The 18,101-nt window shown below is 64.7% G+C and carries 18 protein-coding genes; 12 read left to right on the forward strand and 6 right to left on the reverse strand.

All coding sequences use genetic code 11. The features are described from left to right. Positions 1 to 2: 2 nt before the first annotated feature. Positions 3 to 389: a FlgB family protein gene (locus BMG03_RS01245; protein ID WP_075775252.1), complete on the reverse strand. Its 387-nt coding sequence runs from the start codon at positions 387 to 389 to the stop codon at positions 3 to 5. A gap of 80 nt (positions 390 to 469) precedes the next feature. Here BMG03_RS01245 and BMG03_RS01250 point away from each other — a divergent pair, with 80 nt between their 5' ends. After that, complete coding sequence (locus BMG03_RS01250; protein ID WP_075775251.1) at positions 470 to 1,795, forward strand: FliI/YscN family ATPase; 1,326 nt, start codon at positions 470 to 472, stop codon at positions 1,793 to 1,795. 3 nt (positions 1,796 to 1,798) lie between these two features. Here BMG03_RS01250 and BMG03_RS01255 read toward each other — a convergent pair whose 3' ends face one another. Further along, positions 1,799 to 2,557 carry a TSUP family transporter gene (locus BMG03_RS01255; RefSeq protein WP_075775250.1) on the reverse strand — a complete coding sequence of 253 codons (759 nt, stop codon included), beginning with the start codon at positions 2,555 to 2,557 and terminating at the stop codon, positions 1,799 to 1,801. Between the two features lie 168 nt (positions 2,558 to 2,725). Between BMG03_RS01255 and BMG03_RS01260 the strand changes: the two genes are divergently transcribed. The 4 genes from BMG03_RS01260 (at position 2,726) to BMG03_RS01275 (ending at position 7,108) form a co-directional block, all read left to right on the forward strand. Further along, a complete protein-coding gene (locus BMG03_RS01260) occupies positions 2,726 to 3,619 on the forward strand; it encodes a CPBP family intramembrane glutamic endopeptidase (protein ID WP_075775249.1) in 894 nt (297 codons plus the stop codon). A 66-nt stretch (positions 3,620 to 3,685) separates the two neighbouring features. Beyond that, entirely contained in the window at positions 3,686 to 4,630 is a 945-nt protein-coding gene (gene accD / locus BMG03_RS01265) for an acetyl-CoA carboxylase, carboxyltransferase subunit beta (RefSeq protein ID WP_075775248.1), read from the forward strand. 91 nt (positions 4,631 to 4,721) lie between these two features. Further along, positions 4,722 to 5,993, forward strand: a complete 1,272-nt coding sequence (locus tag BMG03_RS01270) for a bifunctional folylpolyglutamate synthase/dihydrofolate synthase (protein WP_075775247.1) — start codon at positions 4,722 to 4,724, stop codon at positions 5,991 to 5,993. 92 nt (positions 5,994 to 6,085) lie between these two features. After that, positions 6,086 to 7,108, forward strand: a complete 1,023-nt coding sequence (locus tag BMG03_RS01275) for an LLM class flavin-dependent oxidoreductase (protein WP_075775246.1) — start codon at positions 6,086 to 6,088, stop codon at positions 7,106 to 7,108. Here BMG03_RS01275 and zapE read toward each other — a convergent pair. After that, entirely contained in the window at positions 7,105 to 8,196 is a 1,092-nt protein-coding gene (gene zapE / locus BMG03_RS01280; RefSeq protein WP_075775459.1) for a cell division protein ZapE, read from the reverse strand. The genes BMG03_RS01275 and zapE overlap by 4 nt on opposite strands. Positions 8,197 to 8,273: 77 nt before the next feature. Between zapE and BMG03_RS01285 the strand changes: the two genes are divergently transcribed. From BMG03_RS01285 to lpxK, 4 genes are all read left to right on the forward strand, one after another. Beyond that, entirely contained in the window at positions 8,274 to 9,095 is an 822-nt protein-coding gene (locus BMG03_RS01285) for a sugar phosphate isomerase/epimerase family protein (RefSeq protein WP_075775245.1), read from the forward strand. An 87-nt stretch (positions 9,096 to 9,182) separates the two neighbouring features. Continuing rightward, a complete protein-coding gene (locus BMG03_RS01290; RefSeq protein ID WP_075775244.1) occupies positions 9,183 to 9,440 on the forward strand; it encodes a DUF4170 domain-containing protein in 258 nt (85 codons plus the stop codon). A gap of 7 nt (positions 9,441 to 9,447) precedes the next feature. Next, positions 9,448 to 10,686: a 3-deoxy-D-manno-octulosonic acid transferase gene (locus BMG03_RS01295; RefSeq protein ID WP_075775243.1), complete on the forward strand. Its 1,239-nt coding sequence runs from the start codon at positions 9,448 to 9,450 to the stop codon at positions 10,684 to 10,686. Beyond that, positions 10,686 to 11,675: a tetraacyldisaccharide 4'-kinase gene (lpxK, locus tag BMG03_RS01300; protein ID WP_075775242.1), complete on the forward strand. Its 990-nt coding sequence runs from the start codon at positions 10,686 to 10,688 to the stop codon at positions 11,673 to 11,675. The genes BMG03_RS01295 and lpxK overlap by 1 nt, the downstream gene beginning before the upstream one ends. Positions 11,676 to 11,723: 48 nt before the next feature. Here lpxK and BMG03_RS01305 read toward each other — a convergent pair whose 3' ends face one another. Further along, entirely contained in the window at positions 11,724 to 12,401 is a 678-nt protein-coding gene (locus tag BMG03_RS01305) for a DsbA family protein (protein WP_075775241.1), read from the reverse strand. After that, positions 12,402 to 12,950, reverse strand: coding sequence for a DUF721 domain-containing protein (locus tag BMG03_RS01310; RefSeq protein ID WP_075775240.1), 549 nt, complete (start codon positions 12,948 to 12,950; stop codon positions 12,402 to 12,404). An 83-nt stretch (positions 12,951 to 13,033) separates the two neighbouring features. Here BMG03_RS01310 and mutY point away from each other — a divergent pair, with 83 nt between their 5' ends. After that, positions 13,034 to 14,086 (forward strand): A/G-specific adenine glycosylase, encoded by a 1,053-nt coding sequence (gene mutY, locus BMG03_RS01315; RefSeq protein ID WP_075775239.1) that lies wholly within the window; start codon positions 13,034 to 13,036, stop codon positions 14,084 to 14,086. Positions 14,087 to 14,144: 58 nt separating this feature from the next. Continuing rightward, positions 14,145 to 15,287 (forward strand): alkane 1-monooxygenase, encoded by a 1,143-nt coding sequence (locus tag BMG03_RS01320; protein WP_075775238.1) that lies wholly within the window; start codon positions 14,145 to 14,147, stop codon positions 15,285 to 15,287. Positions 15,288 to 15,353: 66 nt separating this feature from the next. On the opposite strand, the gene BMG03_RS01325 is transcribed toward BMG03_RS01320, so the two are convergent. Further along, complete coding sequence (locus BMG03_RS01325; protein WP_075775237.1) at positions 15,354 to 15,989, reverse strand: alpha-ketoglutarate-dependent dioxygenase AlkB family protein; 636 nt, start codon at positions 15,987 to 15,989, stop codon at positions 15,354 to 15,356. A 182-nt stretch (positions 15,990 to 16,171) separates the two neighbouring features. Between BMG03_RS01325 and dnaK the strand changes: the two genes are divergently transcribed. Continuing rightward, on the forward strand, positions 16,172 to 18,088 hold the full coding sequence (gene dnaK, locus BMG03_RS01330; protein WP_075775236.1) for a molecular chaperone DnaK: 1,917 nt from the start codon (positions 16,172 to 16,174) through the stop codon (positions 18,086 to 18,088). Positions 18,089 to 18,101 lie beyond the last annotated feature (13 nt).

Below are 18,101 nucleotides of genomic sequence, written 5' to 3' on the forward strand. Positions count from 1 at the left end.
CCTCATCCCCTCCCAAGCGAACTGCGCAAGATGTTGAGTGAGGAGCGGTAGATCGCGAGCGACAGGTCATGCTCGCGCTTCACCTCGACCGAGCGGACCATCTCCTCTTCCAGCGAAACGGCATTGCCATCGGGCGAGGTCACCCCGGGGGAGGCGAGCGGTTCCGGTCCGGTCGTGATCGTCGACGCGGCGCCGATATGGCCGGGCCGCGTCGCGCGCAGGTCGCCGCCGACCTCGCTACGATAGAGGTCTTCGAAAGGCGGCAGATCCCGCGCCGCGTAGCCGGGCGTGTCCGCATTGGCGATATTTTTCGCAACCGCGTTCTGGCGGGCTGCTGCGTGTCGGGCCATCGCACTGGCCATTTTCATGATCTCAATCTTCTCGAACATCGGGGCTTCTCCTCCGAGCTATCAACCAAGCTTTAAGAGCGAATCGTTTAGAAAACCTTTCGAGAACATCGGAGGCCAGAATGGCATTTGCGGGATTCGACCTGTTGCACGCCGAAATGCGCGCTATCGCCAGCGCCCACGCCGTCGGGCGCGTGCGCGAGGTGCGGCGCGGGATGATCGAGGTCAGCGGTCTCGACCGTTCGGCGGCCCTAGGCGACCGCGCGACGATTCGCTGCCAAAGCGGGCGCGAGATCGGCGCGGAAGTTCTGTCGCTGACGCGCGGGGCGGTCACCGTGCTGCCAGACGGAGCCGCCGATGGCGTGGCGATCGACGACGAGGTGGAGCTGCTCGGTCAGGGCGGGATCGCTCCGCATGACAGCTGGGTCGGGCGCATCATCGACCCGTTCGGAAAGCCGCTCGACGGGCAACCGCTGATCCACGGCGCGCGCGAGCGCGAATTGCGCGCAAGCCCTCCGCCTGCCGCCCAGCGCAAGCGGTTGGGCGGCCGGTTGGAGACGTCACTCGCCGCTTTCGACACGATGCTGCCATTGGTCCAAGGCCAAAGGGTCGGCCTTTTCGCGGGATCGGGCGTCGGAAAATCCTCGCTATTGGCGAGTTTCGCGCGCGGGGTGTCTGCCGATATCGTCGTCATCGCGCTGATCGGCGAACGCGGCCGGGAATTGCGGGAATTCGTCGAAAAGACCCTTGGCCCGGAGGGGATGGCCCGCGCGGTGATCGTCGCCGCAACCTCGGATCAATCGCCGCTGGTGCGCCGTCGCTGCGCCTGGGCCGCGATGGCCGTGGCCGAGCATTTCCGCGATGCGGGCCAGCACGTGCTTTTCCTCGCCGACTCGATCACGCGCTTTGCGGAAGCCCATCGTGAGGTCGCTTTGGCCGGGGGCGAGCCCGCCTCGCTGCGCGGCTATCCGCCCTCGACCTCCTATCAGATCATGGCCTTGGGCGAGCGCGCGGGCCCCGGCGCCGAAGGTCAGGGCGACATCACCGGTATCTTCTCGGTCCTCGTGGCCGGTTCCGATATGGACGAGCCGATCGCCGATATCCTGCGCGGCGTGCTCGACGGGCATGTCGTGCTGGAGCGCGAGATTGCGGAGCGTGGGCGCTTCCCGGCGATCAATATGCTGCGTTCGGTCTCGCGCTCGCTGCCCGACGCGGCGGATCCCGAGGAAAACCGGCTGATCGGCAAGGCGCGCAGCCTGCTCGGCGCCTATGACCGGGCCGAGATGATGATTCAGGCGGGGCTATATGCGGAAGGCTCGGACAAACGCATCGACGCGGCGATCAAGGTCTGGCCCGAACTGGACGCCTTCATTGCCGAACCCGCCCCCGCCGGCAGCGCGGGCAGTTTCGCGCGGCTGCGCACGATCCTGTCGCAGGTGCCGGGATAGGGTCTACATCAGGTCCCAAAGCAGCTTCGCGGCCAGCAGCGTCGAGGTCGTCACCAGCAGCGGCTTGATCAGCCGCGCGCCCACCCGCATCGCAAGCCGCGAGCCCAGCCGCGCCCCGGCGATCTGCGCCAGCCCCATCGCGATGCCTAGCACCCAGAGCGGCGAGCCGACCAGCAGGAACCCCGTCAGCCCCCCGATATTCGACGAGAAGTTCAGCAGTTTCGTATGTGCCGTCGCCTTGAGCACGCCGTAACCCGCCAGCGTCACGAAACCGATCATGAAGAACGAGCCCGTCCCCGGCCCGATCAGCCCGTCGTAAAAGCCGATCACCGGCACGAAGGCGGCGGTGAACAGGCCGGGCCGAATACGCTGCACCCGATCCGTGTCGTCCAAACCCGGCCGCAAAGCGAAAAACGCGGCGATTGCGACGAGGATGAACGGCAGGGCGATCTCGATCTTGTCGGTCGGGATGCGCGACACGAGAAGCGCCCCCGCGAGCCCTCCGAGGAACCCGATCACGGCGGCCAGTAGCTGTTTTCGCAGCACCACATGGCCCGAAGCCGCGTAGGAAATCGCCGCCGTCGCCGCGCCGAACGTGCCCTGAATCTTGTTCGTCGCGAGCGACTGAACCGGCGGCACGCCCGCCAGCAAAAGCGCCGGCACCGTGATCAGCCCGCCGCCGCCCGCGATGGAATCGACCACCCCCGCCGCAAAGGCCGCGCCGATCAGCATCACCACCAGATCGAGAGGAAGTTCAAACATTTGCACCCCGGTCAGAAGACAGCCGCCTCTTGTCCTGCCCGCGCCGCGAAAAGTAAAGCCGTTGCCTCAACGGGGCTGCAGCCGCTATCACCGACCCATAGCCTTGCGGAAGACCCAGATGACCCATTCGCGCTCCGAAACCGTCCCCCTCTCCGCGAAGGCCGCGTCGTGATCGCGCGGACCCACCGATATGCGCCGCTCGATGCTTTCGCGGCCCCTGCGAAACCCTATTCCCAGATCTGGCGCGGGATGCTCGGACTGGGCGTGATCGTCGCCTTCTACCTGCTCAGCGGCTGGGCGATGATCCTGTTCTTCTCCTCGATGCTCGACGATTTTTCGATGCTCAGGCTGTTTCAGGAAATCGCCCATGGTTCGACCCCGCGCGGCCTCGCCATCCTGCTTGCAACCTTCGCGCCGCTTCTGATCGCGACCTTCCTCGTCAGCCGCCACTTGCACCACCGCGCGGCGGCGACGTTGTTCGGAAAGCAGAGCCTCTCGACATTCGCGAAGGTGCTGCCGACGCTGTTGCTCTTTGCTTTTTTCTCCTTCGCGCTCACCCAGTTCAGCGAATCCACGGCCCGCTCCAATCCGCTGATGAACGTGCTGGGCTGGGCGCCGATCGCACTGCCGCTTCTGTTCGTCCAGATCGCCACCGAAGAGGTCCTGTTTCGCGGCTACCTGCTGCAGCAGCTCGCAGCGCGCTGGCGCAGCCCCCTGGTCTGGATGGTCCTGCCCTCGGCGCTCTTCGGGGCGCTGCACTATTCGCCCGGCACTTATGGCAGCAACGCGTTCTGGCCCGCGCTCTGGGCCTTCGGCTTCGGCTGCCTCGCGAGCGACCTGACCGCGCGCACCGGCAATCTCGGGGCCGCCCTCGCGCTGCATTTCGCCAATAACTTCGGCTCACTTTTCCTCGTGGGCTTCTACGGCCAGCTCGACGGGCTGGCGCTCTACACGATCGTGATCAATACACGCGACTTGTGGGACCTCTTGCCGTGGCTCGTTCTCGACATGCTGCATCTGTTGATCGCGTGGCTGTTGATCCGCCTCACCCTGCGCGTCTGATTGCAATTCACGCAGGGGCGGCGTATTTCAAGCCAAACCGACCCGCCCCAGCGAGAGGCTCTTACGATGAACTGGATCACCAATTACGTCCGTCCTCGGATTAACTCGCTGTTTTCGCGCCGCGAAGTGCCCGAGAACCTTTGGACGAAATGTCCCGAATGCGGGACGATGCTGTTCCACCGGGAGCTGTCGGACAATCTGAACGTCTGCACCAATTGCGACCATCACCTCGCGATCACGCCCCGCGTGCGCTTCGAGGCGCTGTTCGACGGTGGCATCTTCTCCGAAGTGAAAGTGCCCGAACCGATCGCCGATCCGCTGCATTTCAAGGATCAGAAACGCTATCCGGACCGGATGAAGGCGGCACAGAAATCGACCGGCGAGAAAGAGGCGATGCTGGTGGCCGAGGGCGAGATCGGGCGCACGCCGATCGTCGCGGCCGCGCAAGACTTCACCTTCATGGGCGGCTCGATGGGCATGTATGTCGGCAACGCGATCATCGCGGCGGCCGAGCGTGCGGTGAAGCTCAAGCGTCCGCTGGTGCTGTTCTCGGCGGCTGGCGGCGCGCGGATGCAGGAAGGTATCCTGTCGCTGATGCAGATGCCACGCACCACTGTCGCCGTGCAGATGCTCAAGGAAGCGGGCCTTCCCTATATCGTCGTTCTGACCCATCCGACGACCGGCGGCGTGACCGCCTCCTACGCGATGCTGGGCGACGTGCATATCGCCGAACCCAATGCGCTGATCTGCTTCGCGGGCCCCCGCGTGATCGAACAGACGATCCGCGAAAAGCTGCCCGAAGGCTTCCAGCGCGCGGAATATCTGCTCGATCACGGGATGCTCGACCGCGTGACGCATCGCATGAAGATGCGCGACGAGCTGATCACCATCCTGCGCATGCTGATGAACCTGCCGCCTGCGGTGAAGGGCGATCTGCCCGCGCCGGAGAAGGCCCCCGAGGTAGCGGTCGCCGAGGCAGCTCCCGAGGCCGAGGCGAAGCCCAAGACCTGATCTTCGTATTGGCTGAAATATCCCGGGGGGCGGCGCCAGCCGCGGGGGCAGCGTCCCCTCTCCGGTCCGCCATCTAAGGCCGGAGGGGCCGATGACACAAAGCTCCGATGACATTCTCGACCGCCTGATGGCGCTGCATCCCAAGGTCATCGACCTGTCTCTCGACCGGATGGAGCGGTTGCTGGGGGACCTCGACCATCCCGAGCGCGACCTGCCGCCGGTGATCCATATCGCGGGCACCAATGGCAAGGGCTCGACCCAGGCGATGATCCGGGCCGGGCTGGAGGCTGCGGGCAAGCGCGTCCACGCCTATACCTCGCCTCATCTTGCGCGCTTCCACGAACGTATCCGGATCGCCGGAGCGCTAATCTCAGAGGACGATCTGGCCGCGCTTCTCGATGAGGTCGAGGCGGCGAATGGCGGCAAGGCGATCACCTTCTTCGAGGTGACGACGGCGGCGGCGCTTCTGGCCTTCGCGCGGACGCCTGCGGATTACACGCTCCTCGAAGTGGGTCTCGGCGGACGGCTCGACGCGACCAATGTGATCGACAAACCCGCGCTGAGCATCATCACGCCGGTTTCGATCGACCATCAGCAATTCCTTGGCGAGACGCTGGCCGAGATCGCGGGCGAGAAGGCCGGGATCCTCAAGCGCGGCGTGGCCTGCGTGGTCGGTCCCCAGCAGGAGGGGGCGCTCGACGTGATCGAAGCGCGGGCGGAAAAGCTCGGCGCGCCACTTCTGGTGCATGGCCAGCATTGGCAGGTCTGGGAAGAGCGCGACCGGTTGATCTTCCAGGACGAGAACGGCTTGCTCGATCTGCCGCTGCCGAACCTGCCCGGCCCGCATCAGATCGCGAATGCCGGGGCAGCGCTCGCGGCGCTGCGGCACCTGGGCTTTGACGAAGCCGCCTGCGAGGCGGCCGTGACGAAGGCCGAATGGCCCGCGCGGATGCAACGGCTGCGCCACGGACCGTTGGTCGACGGCGCGCCCGAGGCCGAGGTCTGGCTCGATGGCGGGCATAACCCAGCGGCGGGCGACATGATCGCGAAGACGCTGGGCATGCTGCCGCAGCGCCCGACCCACCTGATCTGCGGCATGCTGAATACCAAGGACGTGACCGGGTATCTGCGTCCCCTGGCCCCTCACGCAGCGAGCCTTCTAGCCGTGTCCATCCCTGGCGAGGCGAACACCCTCTCGGCGGAAGACACCGCCGAAGCGGCGCGCGCGGTCGGCATCGAGGCACGCCCGGCGGCCTCGGTCGGCTCGGCCATCGCGGGGATCGTCGCGATCCATCCGCATGCCCGCATCCTGATCTGCGGCTCGCTCTACCTTGCGGGCCGGGTGCTGCGCGAGAACGGCTGAAGCTGCGGCCTTGCACGAGCTCTGTGCGAGTATGCCGGTGGCTCACCTGCGCCCGCGCCCCTATCTTCGCGTGAACAGGAAAGGAGACCACCATGCAGCTTGAGCTTGGGATCGACACGTTCGGCGATGTGACGCGCGGCGAGGACGGCCTGCTGCGCAGCCATGCCGAGGTGATCCGCGACACGCTGGCCGAAGGCGAGCTCGCCGATCAGGTCGGGCTCGATTACATCGGTCTGGGCGAACATCACCGCCCCGATTTCGCAATCTCCTCGACCGAGCCGATCCTCTCTGCGATCCTCGCGCGCACCGAAAAGATCAAGGCGGGCACCTCCGTGACGGTGCTGTCCTCGGACGATCCGATCCGCGTGTTCCAGCGCTTCGCCACTCTGAACGCGCTGGCGCCGGGGCGGGCCGAGATCACCATCGGGCGCGGCTCCTTTACCGAGAGCTTCCCGCTCTTCGGGCTCGACCTGAACGATTACGAGGCGCTGTTCACCGAGAAGTCGCAGATCCTGCACCTGCTCGCGACGCAGGAGAAGGTCAGCTTCGATGCGCAGATGCGCCCGCCGCTGAAGAACGTCACAGTCTATCCCCGCCCCGAGACGCCGCTGCGCATCTGGCGCGGGGTCGGGGGATCGCCGCAATCGGTGGTCGAGACCGCCGCGATGCAGATGGATCTGATGCTGGCGATCATCGGCGGGGATTCGACCCGGTTCAAACCGCATGTCGACCTCTATCACCGCGCGCATGAGCAGCTGGGCACCAAGGCCGGCAAGATCGGTGTCCACTCTCCCGGCCATATCGCCGAGACCGACGAGATCGCGCAGGAAGAGTTCTACGAAGGCTACGCGCGGATGCATGACATGATCGGGCGCTCGCGCGGTTGGCCGCCATTCCGGCGCGAGGCCTACCTGTCGGAGATCGAGCATGGCTCGCTCTATGTCGGCAGCCCGGAAACCGTGGCGCGCAAGATCGCGCGGACGGTGAAAGCCTTGGGTCTGTCGCGATTCACGCTGAAATACAGCGGCGGGCCGCAGAACCCCGCGCATCTGCGCAAGACGATCGAGCTTTACGGCACCAAGGTGCGCCCGCTTCTGGCGGAGATGCTGGCTTAAGCCTCCGCCGCCCAGCCGTCTGCCTGCATCTCGCGCAGGCGGCTGGCGGTGCGCTCGAATTCGAACGTGCCTTCGCCTTCTACGTAAAGCCGCTCGGGCTCGTCCGCGGCCGAGCAGATCAGCCGGACCTTGGCCTCGTAGAGCGCGTCGATCAGCGTGACGAAGCGCTTCGCCTCGTTGAAGTTGGAGGCCGAGAGCAGCGGGATATCATCGAGCAACAGCACTTTCACCGCATCCGCGATGGCGAGGTAATCCGCAGGACCCAGCGGCTGCGCGCAGAGATCCCAGAAGCTCGCCCGACCGACCCCGTTGTGGAAATGCGGGATTTCGACCGTGCGTCCCTTCACCGGGATATCAAGCTTGCCGTGATGATCGCCCCCGGTCAGCTCATCCCAAAGCGCATCCATCTTCGTGCGCGCTTCGCGGCCCGCAGGCGTGAAATAGACCTGTTGGCCTGCCAGACGGTTCTGTCGGTAATCGTTTTCGGAGGCCAACTCGTAGACGTCGAGCTTCTCGCGGATCAGCCCGATGAAGGGCAGGAATAGCTGCCGGTTGAGTCCGTTCTTGTAGAGGTCCTCGGGCACGCGGTTCGAGGTGGTAACGATAGTCACGCCACGCTCGAACAGAGCCTCGAACAGACGCCCCACGATCATCGCGTCGGCGATATCGGTGATCTGCATCTCGTCGAAGCACAGCAGCCGCAGCGAGCCCGCCACCTCTTCGGCCACGGGGCGCATCGCATCCACGGTATTGGCGCGGCGCGCATCGTCGAGCTTGCCTTGGACTTCCTGCATGAAGGCGTGGAAATGCACCCGGCGTTTCGGCACGTCGGTCTGGCCGAAGAACAGGTCCATCAGCATGGATTTCCCGCGCCCGACACCGCCCCAGATATAGAGACCGCGCACGCCTTCGACCGGCTTGATCTTGCGCTTGAAGAAGCCGCGTTTCACCGGCTCGGCGGCGGGGGCGTTTTCCAGCGCGCGGCGCACGCGCTCCAGTTCGGGCAAAATGGAGCGTTGGGCGGGATCGGGGTTGAGGTCCCCGTTCTCCACCATGGACTCGTAAAACTCGGGCAGGCTGCGTTTCATGACGTTCCGATATAGCGCGCTCACGGGATTGAAAAGCCCCGCGGCTTGCGCGAGCATCCGATCCGGAGGAGGACCCCATGGCCAAGGAATTACCGCTGCTCGGCGCTGCGCTGAGCCTCGATATGCTCGCGCATCATCGCGACTGGATCGTCGCCGATCAGCGCGATCTGGAATTGCAGAGCTTCTGCTGGCCGAACGCGACGGATGCGGACCTGCGCAAGATGGTGGCACGCGCGAAAGACCTGCTCGACGGCTATACCGGACGGCTGGGGCTGCATGGGCCGTTCACCTCCTTCAACATCGACTGCGCCGACCCGGAGATCGTCGAGATCATTCGCGCCCGGATGCTGCGTGTGCTGGAGATCACGGCGGAACTGGGCGGCGATCAGATGGTGATTCACTCGCCCTACACCCTCTGGAAGGAGGCCGATCTGGAGCAGAACCCCGCGAACGCGTTCATTCAGGTCGAACGCGTGCGCTATGTCCTCACCCCGGTGATCGAAAGGGCAGAGGAACTGGGTGTGACGCTGGTCATCGAGAATTGCGAGGACATCACGCCGAACCTTCGCGTCGAACTGGCCGCGAAGATGAAGAGCGAAGCGGTGAAGGTTTCGCTCGATACGGGCCATGCGCAGTTCATGCATCGCAGCTGCGGCGCGCCGCCGGTCGATGTGTTCGTCCATGCGGCGGGCGCGGCGCTGGAGCATGTCCACCTGCAGGATATCGACGGCTATGGCGACCGCCACTGGCACCCGGGCGAGGGCACGATCGCGTGGCATTTGGTGTTCAAGGCGCTTGGCAAGCTGCCCAAGATGCCTCGCCTGATCCTCGAAGTGAATGACGAGATTGGGGTGAGAAAAGGCGCGGAATATCTGGAGTCTCTGGGACTGGCGCGGTAACGGCTACGTGCGGCCCCGGCCCTCTCCTTGTGAAGGGTGAGGGCAAAGCGTAATCTCTGCGCCGCAGAAAAGCCGACAGGAGTTCACATGGCCAAAAAGACCCCGCAACGTCTTCACCTCGTCTTCGGCGGCGAGCTGGTGACCCCGAGCCGCACCGAATTCAAGAATGTCGACGATATCCATATCGTCGGGATGTATCCGAACTACGCTTCCGCCTATGCCGCGTGGAAGGCCGAGGCGCAGCGTACCGTCGACGACGCCCACACCCGCTACTTCATCGCGCACCTGCATCGCCTGCGCGACGAAGAGCTCGAGGTTTCGACCACCGAAGAGCTCGGCAGCTAAGGCTGGCATGGCGGGCTCTCTTCCTCTCTGGCTCAGACTGCGGCTCTCGGCCCTGCGTCCTGCGGGACCCAAGGCGAAAGCCGCGGTCGAGGCCGGTCAGGGGGAAGATCGCGCCGACGCCCCGCTACTGTGGATCTGGGCTGCGGGGACATGCGCGGAGGCCGCCGGGCTGGTCGCGCGCAGGGTCGCGGCGCGGATGCCCGATATCCGCATCGCGATGACGGTGCGCGGCTCGGAGAGCGCGCCGGATGGGCTGCCCGATCAGGTTTTCCTGCGCGCCGCCCCCGAGGATCGCCCGGCCTCCGTCCGTCTCGTGCTGGATGCGTGGCGCCCCGATCTCGTGCTCATCATGGACGAAACGCTGCCCGCCGCCCTGATCGCGGAGACGCAAACCCGCGGTATCGCCAGCGTGCTGGCCGACGCGAAATTCGGCGGGCAGGACGGGCTGCGGCTCGACGACGTCTCGCTGGCGCTGCTGGGCCGAATCGACCGCATTTACCTGCGAGACGAGGCGAGCCTAGAACGGGTGGACGACCGATTGAGCGGCCCGGTAATCGTGGTCAATGATGGCGCGCTCGGCGAGCCACCGCAGCCGCTTCACGGGTCCGAGGCCGAGCGCGCCTCGATGGCCGAGTCGATGGGCGCGCGTCCGGTCTGGCTGGCCGCAGCCGTGCCCGAGGCCGAAGTCGGCCCGGTGACGGCGGCGCATCGCTACGCTCAGCGCCACGCGCATCGGCTGCTGCTTCTGCTCGTGCCGGATGATGAATCCCAAGGCGAAACCCTTGCCGCGCAACTGACCGCCGAGGGCTGGTCGGTCGCGCGCCGCTCTCTCGAGGGCGAGCCGGAACTGACGACCGAGATTTTCATCGCGGACGACGCGCAGGAATACGGGCTGTGGTATCGGCTCGCCGCGCTCAGCTACATGGGCGGCACTTTGTCGGGGACCGCACAGTCGCCGCGCTCACCGGTCGAGGCGGCGGCACTTGGCTCGGCGATCCTGCATGGCCCGAAACTTGCGCCTTTCCGCGAGGATTACCTGCGGCTCGAGGCCGCGAAAGCCTGTCGCGGCGTCGTGGTGCCGGAGGATCTGCCCGAAGTGGTGGCCGACCTGATCGCGCCCGAACGCTCCGCCCAACTCGCCCATAACGCCTGGGCCGTGACGTCTGGCGGGGCCGGTGCGGTGGAGACCATCGCCCGCGATCTTGCCGAGATCCTGTCGGGCACTCAGCCCGCAAGGGTGGCGTGATGGGCGCGCCCGGTTTCTGGTTCAACGCCCCCGATGCGCCGGGCCTACGGGCGCGGCTGCTGTCTCCGCTTGGGGCAATCTACGCAGCGATGACGAAGCGGCGTGTGGCGCAGCCGGGTCTGAGGCTCGACGTGCCGGTGATCTCGGTCGGCAATATCAACGCGGGCGGGACGGGCAAGACGCCGACGGTGATCTGGCTGGTGCAGCGGCTGGCGGCACGCGGTGTGACGGCTCATGTAGTCACACGCGGCTATGGCGGATCGCTCGAAGGGCCGGTGCGGGTCGACGAGCGCAGCCACCGCGCCGAAGAGACCGGGGACGAGCCGTTGCTGCTTTCCGCCTTCGCACCGGTCTGGGTCGCGCGAGACCGCGCTGCCGGGGCGAGCGCCGCGGTCGCCGCCGGGGCACAGGTGATCGTTCTGGACGACGCCCATCAGAACCCCACGCTGGAGAAAGACATCTCCATCGTGGTGGTCGACGCCCATAAGGGTTTCGGCAACGGGCGGTGTCTGCCCGCCGGACCGCTGCGCGAACCGATCGAGGCTGGGATGGCCCGCGCGGACTTCCTGCTGTCTATCGGACCGGAGACCGCACAGGCAGATTTCACGAATTTCTGGGGTTCCAGAATTTCTAAACCGCACCTGACGGGCCAACTCGCGCCGCTGCAGACGGGCATGGATTGGGAAGGGCTTCCCGTCCTCGCCTTCGCGGGCATCGGCCATCCCGAGAAATTCTTCGCCACGCTACGCGGTCTCGGGGCTAACCTGCTGCGCGGCGAGGCGCTGGAAGATCACCAGCCTTTCACGACGCGCCTCTTGCAGCGGATCGAGACGGAGGCCGACATGCTCGGCGCGCAGATGGTCACGACCGAGAAGGATGCGGTGCGCCTGCCCGACAGCTTCCGTCCGAAGGTTCTCGCGCTGCCCGTGCGGCTTGCGATCGACGACTCCGCAGAACTCGACGCCGCGCTCGACCAACTCGGGATATGAGAAAGGCCGGCCCCGCGGGACCGGCCTTCGCTTGATCTGTACAAAAGCTCAGTTGGCTTGCTTCGCCAGCTCGTCGTCGAGAATCTTCTTGAAGTCGTCCCAAGCCATGTTGGAATGCTTTTCGCCATCGATGATGAAGGTCGGCGTCGCGTCGATCTTGTCGTCGCCCGCGTTCTTCTGGAAGGTCGCGACCATCTTCTCGGCGCGCTTCTCGTCGTTCATGCAGGCGGTGACCTGATCGTTGCTCAGCCCGGCCTGCAGGCCGATCTTGCGCAGATTGTCCGCGATGGTCTGCGGCTTGCCGTCGCCGATCCACTCCTTCTGCTTGTTATAGATCATGTCCGAGATCGCGTAATATTTCGGGTCGCCGCCGCACTGCGCGATCAGACCCGCCCAGACGCCGAACTTGTCGAAATAGACTTCGCGCTGGATGAACTTCACCTTGCCGGTATCGATGTAGTTCTTCTTCAGTTGCGGATACTCGACCTTGTGCCATTCCGCACAGTGCGGGCAGGTGAAGGAGGCGTATTCGATCACCGTGACCGGCGCATCTTCCTGACCGAGAACCACGTCGGGCAGAGTCTCGACATCTTTGCTCGCCGTGGCTTCCTGCGCTTGCGCCGCAGTGATCAGGCTCGCTTCGCTATGCTGGCTGGCGTACCAGCCGCCCGTAGCGAGGAGGCCCATAACGGCCGCGCCGCCGAGGATCGAAAGAGTTTTGCTCATTTATCTGCCTTTCTTCTGTCCAGCCCGCTCTGCGGACTTCGATAGAACGTTTCTTGCCAGTTCTTCCAGCGCCGATTTCAGACCGGCATCGCTACATTCCGCAACGCGCGCCTTCGCTTCTTCGATGATACGGGGATCGGGCGCCTTGGGTTCAGGTTTCGGTTTCGGTGCGAATTGCGCCTGACCATCGGCAAAGCCGGTCGGCGCCGTCTGCGTCAGCGAGATACGCGAGATCGCGTTATAGCCGTAGCAGGCATTCACCTTGTCACGGATTTGCGGCAGCTGCATCTGCAGCATCGGCGCCGCCGCCCCGGTGGTCAGCAGGGTAAGGGTCGCCCCGAAGCCGCCTTTCGTGTAGCCGATCTTCACCGGGCGGCATTGCGCGGCCGTCTCAGGACCCACGACTTCGGCCCAATGGGTCAGCAGACGCGACACCGCGAAACCCCGCGCTTCGCCCGCGGCTCGGATCCGGTTGCGCAGCAGCCCGCCCGCGGCTTCAAAGCCACGCATCCGCCGATCCGGCGTCTTTTGCGGGTCGCTTTTACTCATTCGGGGCGGTTCCTCTTGATCCATCCCATTCTAGGCAGCACATCGGGCCGGGCCAACCGGTCGGCAAGAGGGGAGCATAAACATTGCGTGACGGTAAAGGGGCAATCGGCGAAACCCTGCTCAACTGGTACGACACCCATGCCCGCGTCATGCCGTGGCGCGTATCGCCTGCGGATCGGGCAGAGGGCGAGCGACCCGACCCCTACCGCGTCTGGCTCTCCGAGGTGATGCTGCAGCAGACCACGGTCGCCGCCGTGCGCGACTATTTCCGCCGCTTCACCGAGCGCTGGCCCGATGTAGGTGAATTGGCGGCGGCCGAAGACGGCGACGTGATGGCAGAATGGGCGGGGCTCGGCTATTACGCCCGCGCCCGCAACCTGCTGAAATGCGCGCGTGTCGTGGCGGATGAGATGGACGGTCGCTTCCCCGAGAGCGCGGCGGAACTGCAAAAGCTGCCCGGCATCGGCCCCTATACCTCCGCAGCCATCGCCGCAATCGCCTATGACGAGCCCGTCGCCGTGGTCGACGGCAATGTGGAGCGCGTGGTTTCGCGCCTCTTCTCCGTCGACACGCCCCTTCCCGGCGCGAAAGCGGAACTGACCGACCTGACCGCGCAGATCACGCCCGAGGACCGACCCGGAGATTTCGCTCAGGCGATGATGGATCTGGGCGCGACGATCTGCACGCCGCGCAACCCGGCCTGTGGCATCTGCCCGCTGATCGACAGTTGCACCGCGCGTGCCGCCGGTATTGCCGAGACGCTGCCGCGCAAAGCCCCAAAGAAAGAAAAGCCGACCCGTCGCGGCTTTGCCTATGTGGTGATGAACGCTCAAGGCGACGTGCTGCTGGAACGTCGCCCGGACAAGGGACTTCTGGGCGGCACGCTGGGCTTTCCCGGCTCGGACTGGTCCGACGCGCCGACACCCGCCCCGCCGGTGCAGGCCGATTGGATTCTCTCCCCCGTCGAGGTGCGCCACACCTTCACCCATTTCCATCTGATCCTTCAGGTCCATGTCGCCCGCAAGGAGACCGAGTCCATGACCTCGCGGACAGATTTCCGCCCGGGCGATCTACCCACCCTGATGCGCAAGGTCTGGGATGCCGCGCAAAGCGCCGATGGGTCGCAAGCTGAATGATTGTATCGGGTTAGCGTTCGGCTAGTATGACCGCGCCCGCATCGCTCACGAGGCCCCGATGTCCAGCCGCGACGAAATCCGCCGTTCCTCGCACGCCCTGCCCTTCTGGCTATCGCTCGGCACCGTGCCGCTGGCGGGGATCGAGGCGTGGGTTGGCGGTTGGACCTTGATCCTGCTGCCCGCCTATGCGTGGTGGCTGACGACGGTGCTCGACCAGCTGCTGGGGCGTAACGAGGACCAGCCCGACACGGAAACGCCCGAGGACGACCTGTTCTGGTATCGCGCAATCACGTTGATCTGGTTCCCGATTCAGGCGGCAGTGATCTTCGGCACGATCTGGTGGGTGACGCATACCGATCACCTGAACGGCTTCGAGATCGTCGCCCTGATGTTCGGCGTGGGCGTGATCTCGGGCACGATCGGCATAGTCTACGCGCACGAATTGCTGCACCAGAAGTCCAGGCTGGAACGCTGGCTGGGCGACCTGCTGCTGGCCACAGTCCTTTATTCCCATTTCCGGACCGAGCATCTGCTGGTCCATCACCTCTGGGTCGGCACGCCGCGCGATGCGGTCTCGGCGCGCTACAACGAAGGGTTTCACCGCTTCTTCTGGCGGGTGATTTTCGAGTGCCCCCGCTCCGCCTGGAGAGCCGAGAAGCTGAAGCTGCGCCGCGCGGGCCGCCCTGTCTGGCACCGCTCCAACCCGTTCTGGCGCTACGGCGCATTGCAGGTGCTGGCGCTGGTCGTGGCGGCGCTGCTCGGCGGATGGATGGGGCTCGGCCTGTTCCTGCTGCAAGCCCTCTTCGCGGTCTGGCAACTGGAGCTGACCAACTATGTCGAGCATTACGGCCTGACACGGCAATACAAGGGCGAGGGGCGTTACGAACATGTCCTCCCGCGCCATAGCTGGAACGCCGATCACACGGCCTCGAACTGGCTGCTGATCAACCTGCAGCGCCACTCAGATCACCATTACAAACCCGATCGCCGCTTCCCGCTGCTGCAGACCTACGATGCCGAGGAAGCCCCGCAGCTGCCCTTCGGCTATCCCGGTATGACGGCGCTCGCGATGATCCCGCCGCTCTGGCACCGCCGGATGAACCCGCGCGTGCGGGCGTGGCGGCGGAAATACTACCCGGATGTCGAGGACTGGACGCCCTATAACAAGGGCACGACGCCGTTGCCGCGCGGCTCTTTCTGACGCGCCCCTTCCTCTTGATGAAAATATCCCCGCCGGAGGCTCCCGCCGGCGCAGCCCGCACAGGCCTCAGGTCACGACGCGCATCGTCAGGTTGATCCGCCCGCCCTTCGGCATCAGCGGCGAGGTGCCGGGCTTCACGCGGTCGATTCCATGATAAAGGAGCCGCGCCTCGCCCCCCATCACCATCACGTCACCCGAACGCAGCCAGATGCTTTCGGTCTTTCCGCCGCGGGTACGGTTGCCGATGCGGAACAGCCCGTCATCGCCCAGCGAGACCGAGACAACGGGCTGGTCGAAATCCTGCTCGTCGCGATCCTGATGCATCCCCATCTTCGCACCTTCGCCGTAGAAGTTGATGAGGCAGCATTCGGGGGCGCGACTCGTGCCCGAGACCGCCTCCCAGATATCGAGGATCGGTTGCGGAATCGCGGGCCACGGCTGCCCGTCGGGATGAGTCTCGGAATATCGGTAGCCGCGTCGGTCGGAGATCCAGCCGAAGCGCCCGGCCGAGGTCATGCGCACCGACATCGGCTTGCCGTAAGGGGTCATCGGCGAGAAAAGCGGTGCCTGCGTGACGACGCTACGCAGCGTCTCGATCAGCGCCTTTTGCTCCTCGAGACCGAGCCAGCCGGGGTAATGCCGGAAGCCACGGATCTCCTGCGGGTCGGGGCGAGATATTGCGTGTTTCGGATTTTCTGTCATTTTCTCGCAATCTTCCTCGGGGGAGCCTTCTTGCAGGCCGATTTTCCCCTCCTTATATACGCTTCGAAGCCGATGGCGGACCACACCGCCAGATAGCAGAACATGAAACCGAAACCCAAGGGATAGGGGCCGGGGGCCTGAATGGACCCGTTCCCCGTCATATCGCCAAGAGAGGTAACATCATGGGTAAAGTCATTGGTATCGACCTCGGGACCACGAACTCCTGCGTCGCCATCATGGATGGCGCACAGCCCCGAGTGATCGAAAACTCCGAAGGGGCACGCACCACCCCCTCGATCGTCGCCTATACTGACGACGAACGTCTGGTCGGCCAGCCGGCGAAACGCCAGGCGGTCACCAACCCCTCGAACACCGTCTTCGCCGTGAAGCGCCTGATCGGTCGCCGCACCACGGACGCGGAAGTCGAGAAGGACAAGAAACTCGTTCCCTATTCCATCGTCGACGGCGGCAATGGCGACGCATGGGTCGAAGTGAAGGGCGAGAAATATTCCCCCGCACAGGTTTCGGCCGTGATCCTTCAGAAGATGAAGGAAACCGCCGAGAGCTATCTGGGCGAAGAAGTCACGCAGGCCGTCATTACCGTGCCCGCCTACTTCAACGACGCTCAGCGTCAGGCCACCAAAGACGCTGGCAAGATCGCCGGTCTCGAAGTGCTGCGCATCATCAACGAGCCGACCGCGGCTGCGCTGGCCTATGGCCTCGACAAGAAAGAATCGAAAACCATCGCGGTCTATGACCTTGGCGGGGGTACCTTCGACATCACCATCCTCGAGATCGACGACGGTCTCTTCGAAGTGAAATCGACCAACGGCGATACGTTCCTCGGCGGTGAAGACTTCGACATGCGCATCGTCAACTACCTCGCTGACGAGTTCAAAAAAGAGCATGGCGTTGACCTCACCAAGGACAAGATGGCGCTGCAGCGTCTGAAGGAAGCTGCCGAGAAAGCGAAGATCGAACTGTCGAGCTCGAGCCAGACCGAGATCAACCAGCCCTTCATCTCGATGGGCAAGGACGGCACTCCGCTGCACATGGTCATGAAACTGACCCGTGCGAAGCTGGAGAGCCTCGTGAGCGATCTCATCAAGGCCTCGCTGAAGCCCTGCGCCGCCGCGCTGAAGGATGCCGGCGTCTCGAAGGACGAGATCGACGAAGTCGTGCTCGTCGGCGGTATGACCCGTATGCCGAAAGTCGTGCAGGAAGTGACCGGCTTCTTCGGCAAGGAGCCCCATAAGGGCGTGAACCCGGATGAGGTTGTGGCACTCGGTGCGGCCATTCAGGCCGGCGTTCTGCAAGGTGACGTGAAAGACGTCGTCCTGCTCGACGTGACGCCGCTGTCGCTCGGTATCGAAACGCTGGGTGGCGTGTTCACCCGCCTGATCGATCGCAACACGACGATCCCGACGAAGAAGAGCCAGGTGTTCTCCACTGCGGAAGACAACCAGAACGCGGTGACGATCCGGGTCTTCCAGGGTGAGCGCGAGATGGCTGCCGACAACAAGATGCTCGGCATGTTCAACCTCGAGGACATCCCGCCGGCCCCGCGCGGCATGCCGCAGATCGAAGTGACCTTCGACATCGACGCGAACGGTATTGTCTCCGTTTCGGCGAAGGACAAGGGCACCGGCAAGGAGCAGAAGATCACGATCCAGGCGTCCGGCGGCCTGTCCGACGAAGAGATCGAAAAAATGGTTCAGGACGCCGAGGCGAACGCCGACGCGGACAAGTCCCGCAAGGAACTGGTCGAAACCAAGAACCAGGGCGAATCGCTGCTGCACTCGACCCGCAAGTCGCTCGAAGAGCATGGCGACAAGGTCGATGCCTCGACCGTCGAAGCGATCGAACTCGCGGCCAACGCGCTTGAGGAAGCCCTCAAGACCGATGAAGCCGGCAAGATCAAAGGCGCGATCCAGAACCTGACGGATGCGGCGATGAAACTCGGCGAGGCCATCTACAAGGCCGAGAAGGAGAAAGCCGGTCAGGGCGAGAGCTCCAACGACGAAGACAGCCCGCGCGATGTCGATGACGATATCGTCGACGCTGACTTCGAAGATCTGGGCGAGGACGAGCGCAAGTAATTGCGCATGGAAT

Source organism: Thioclava nitratireducens, from assembly GCF_001940525.2.
Taxonomy (GTDB): domain Bacteria; phylum Pseudomonadota; class Alphaproteobacteria; order Rhodobacterales; family Rhodobacteraceae; genus Thioclava; species Thioclava nitratireducens.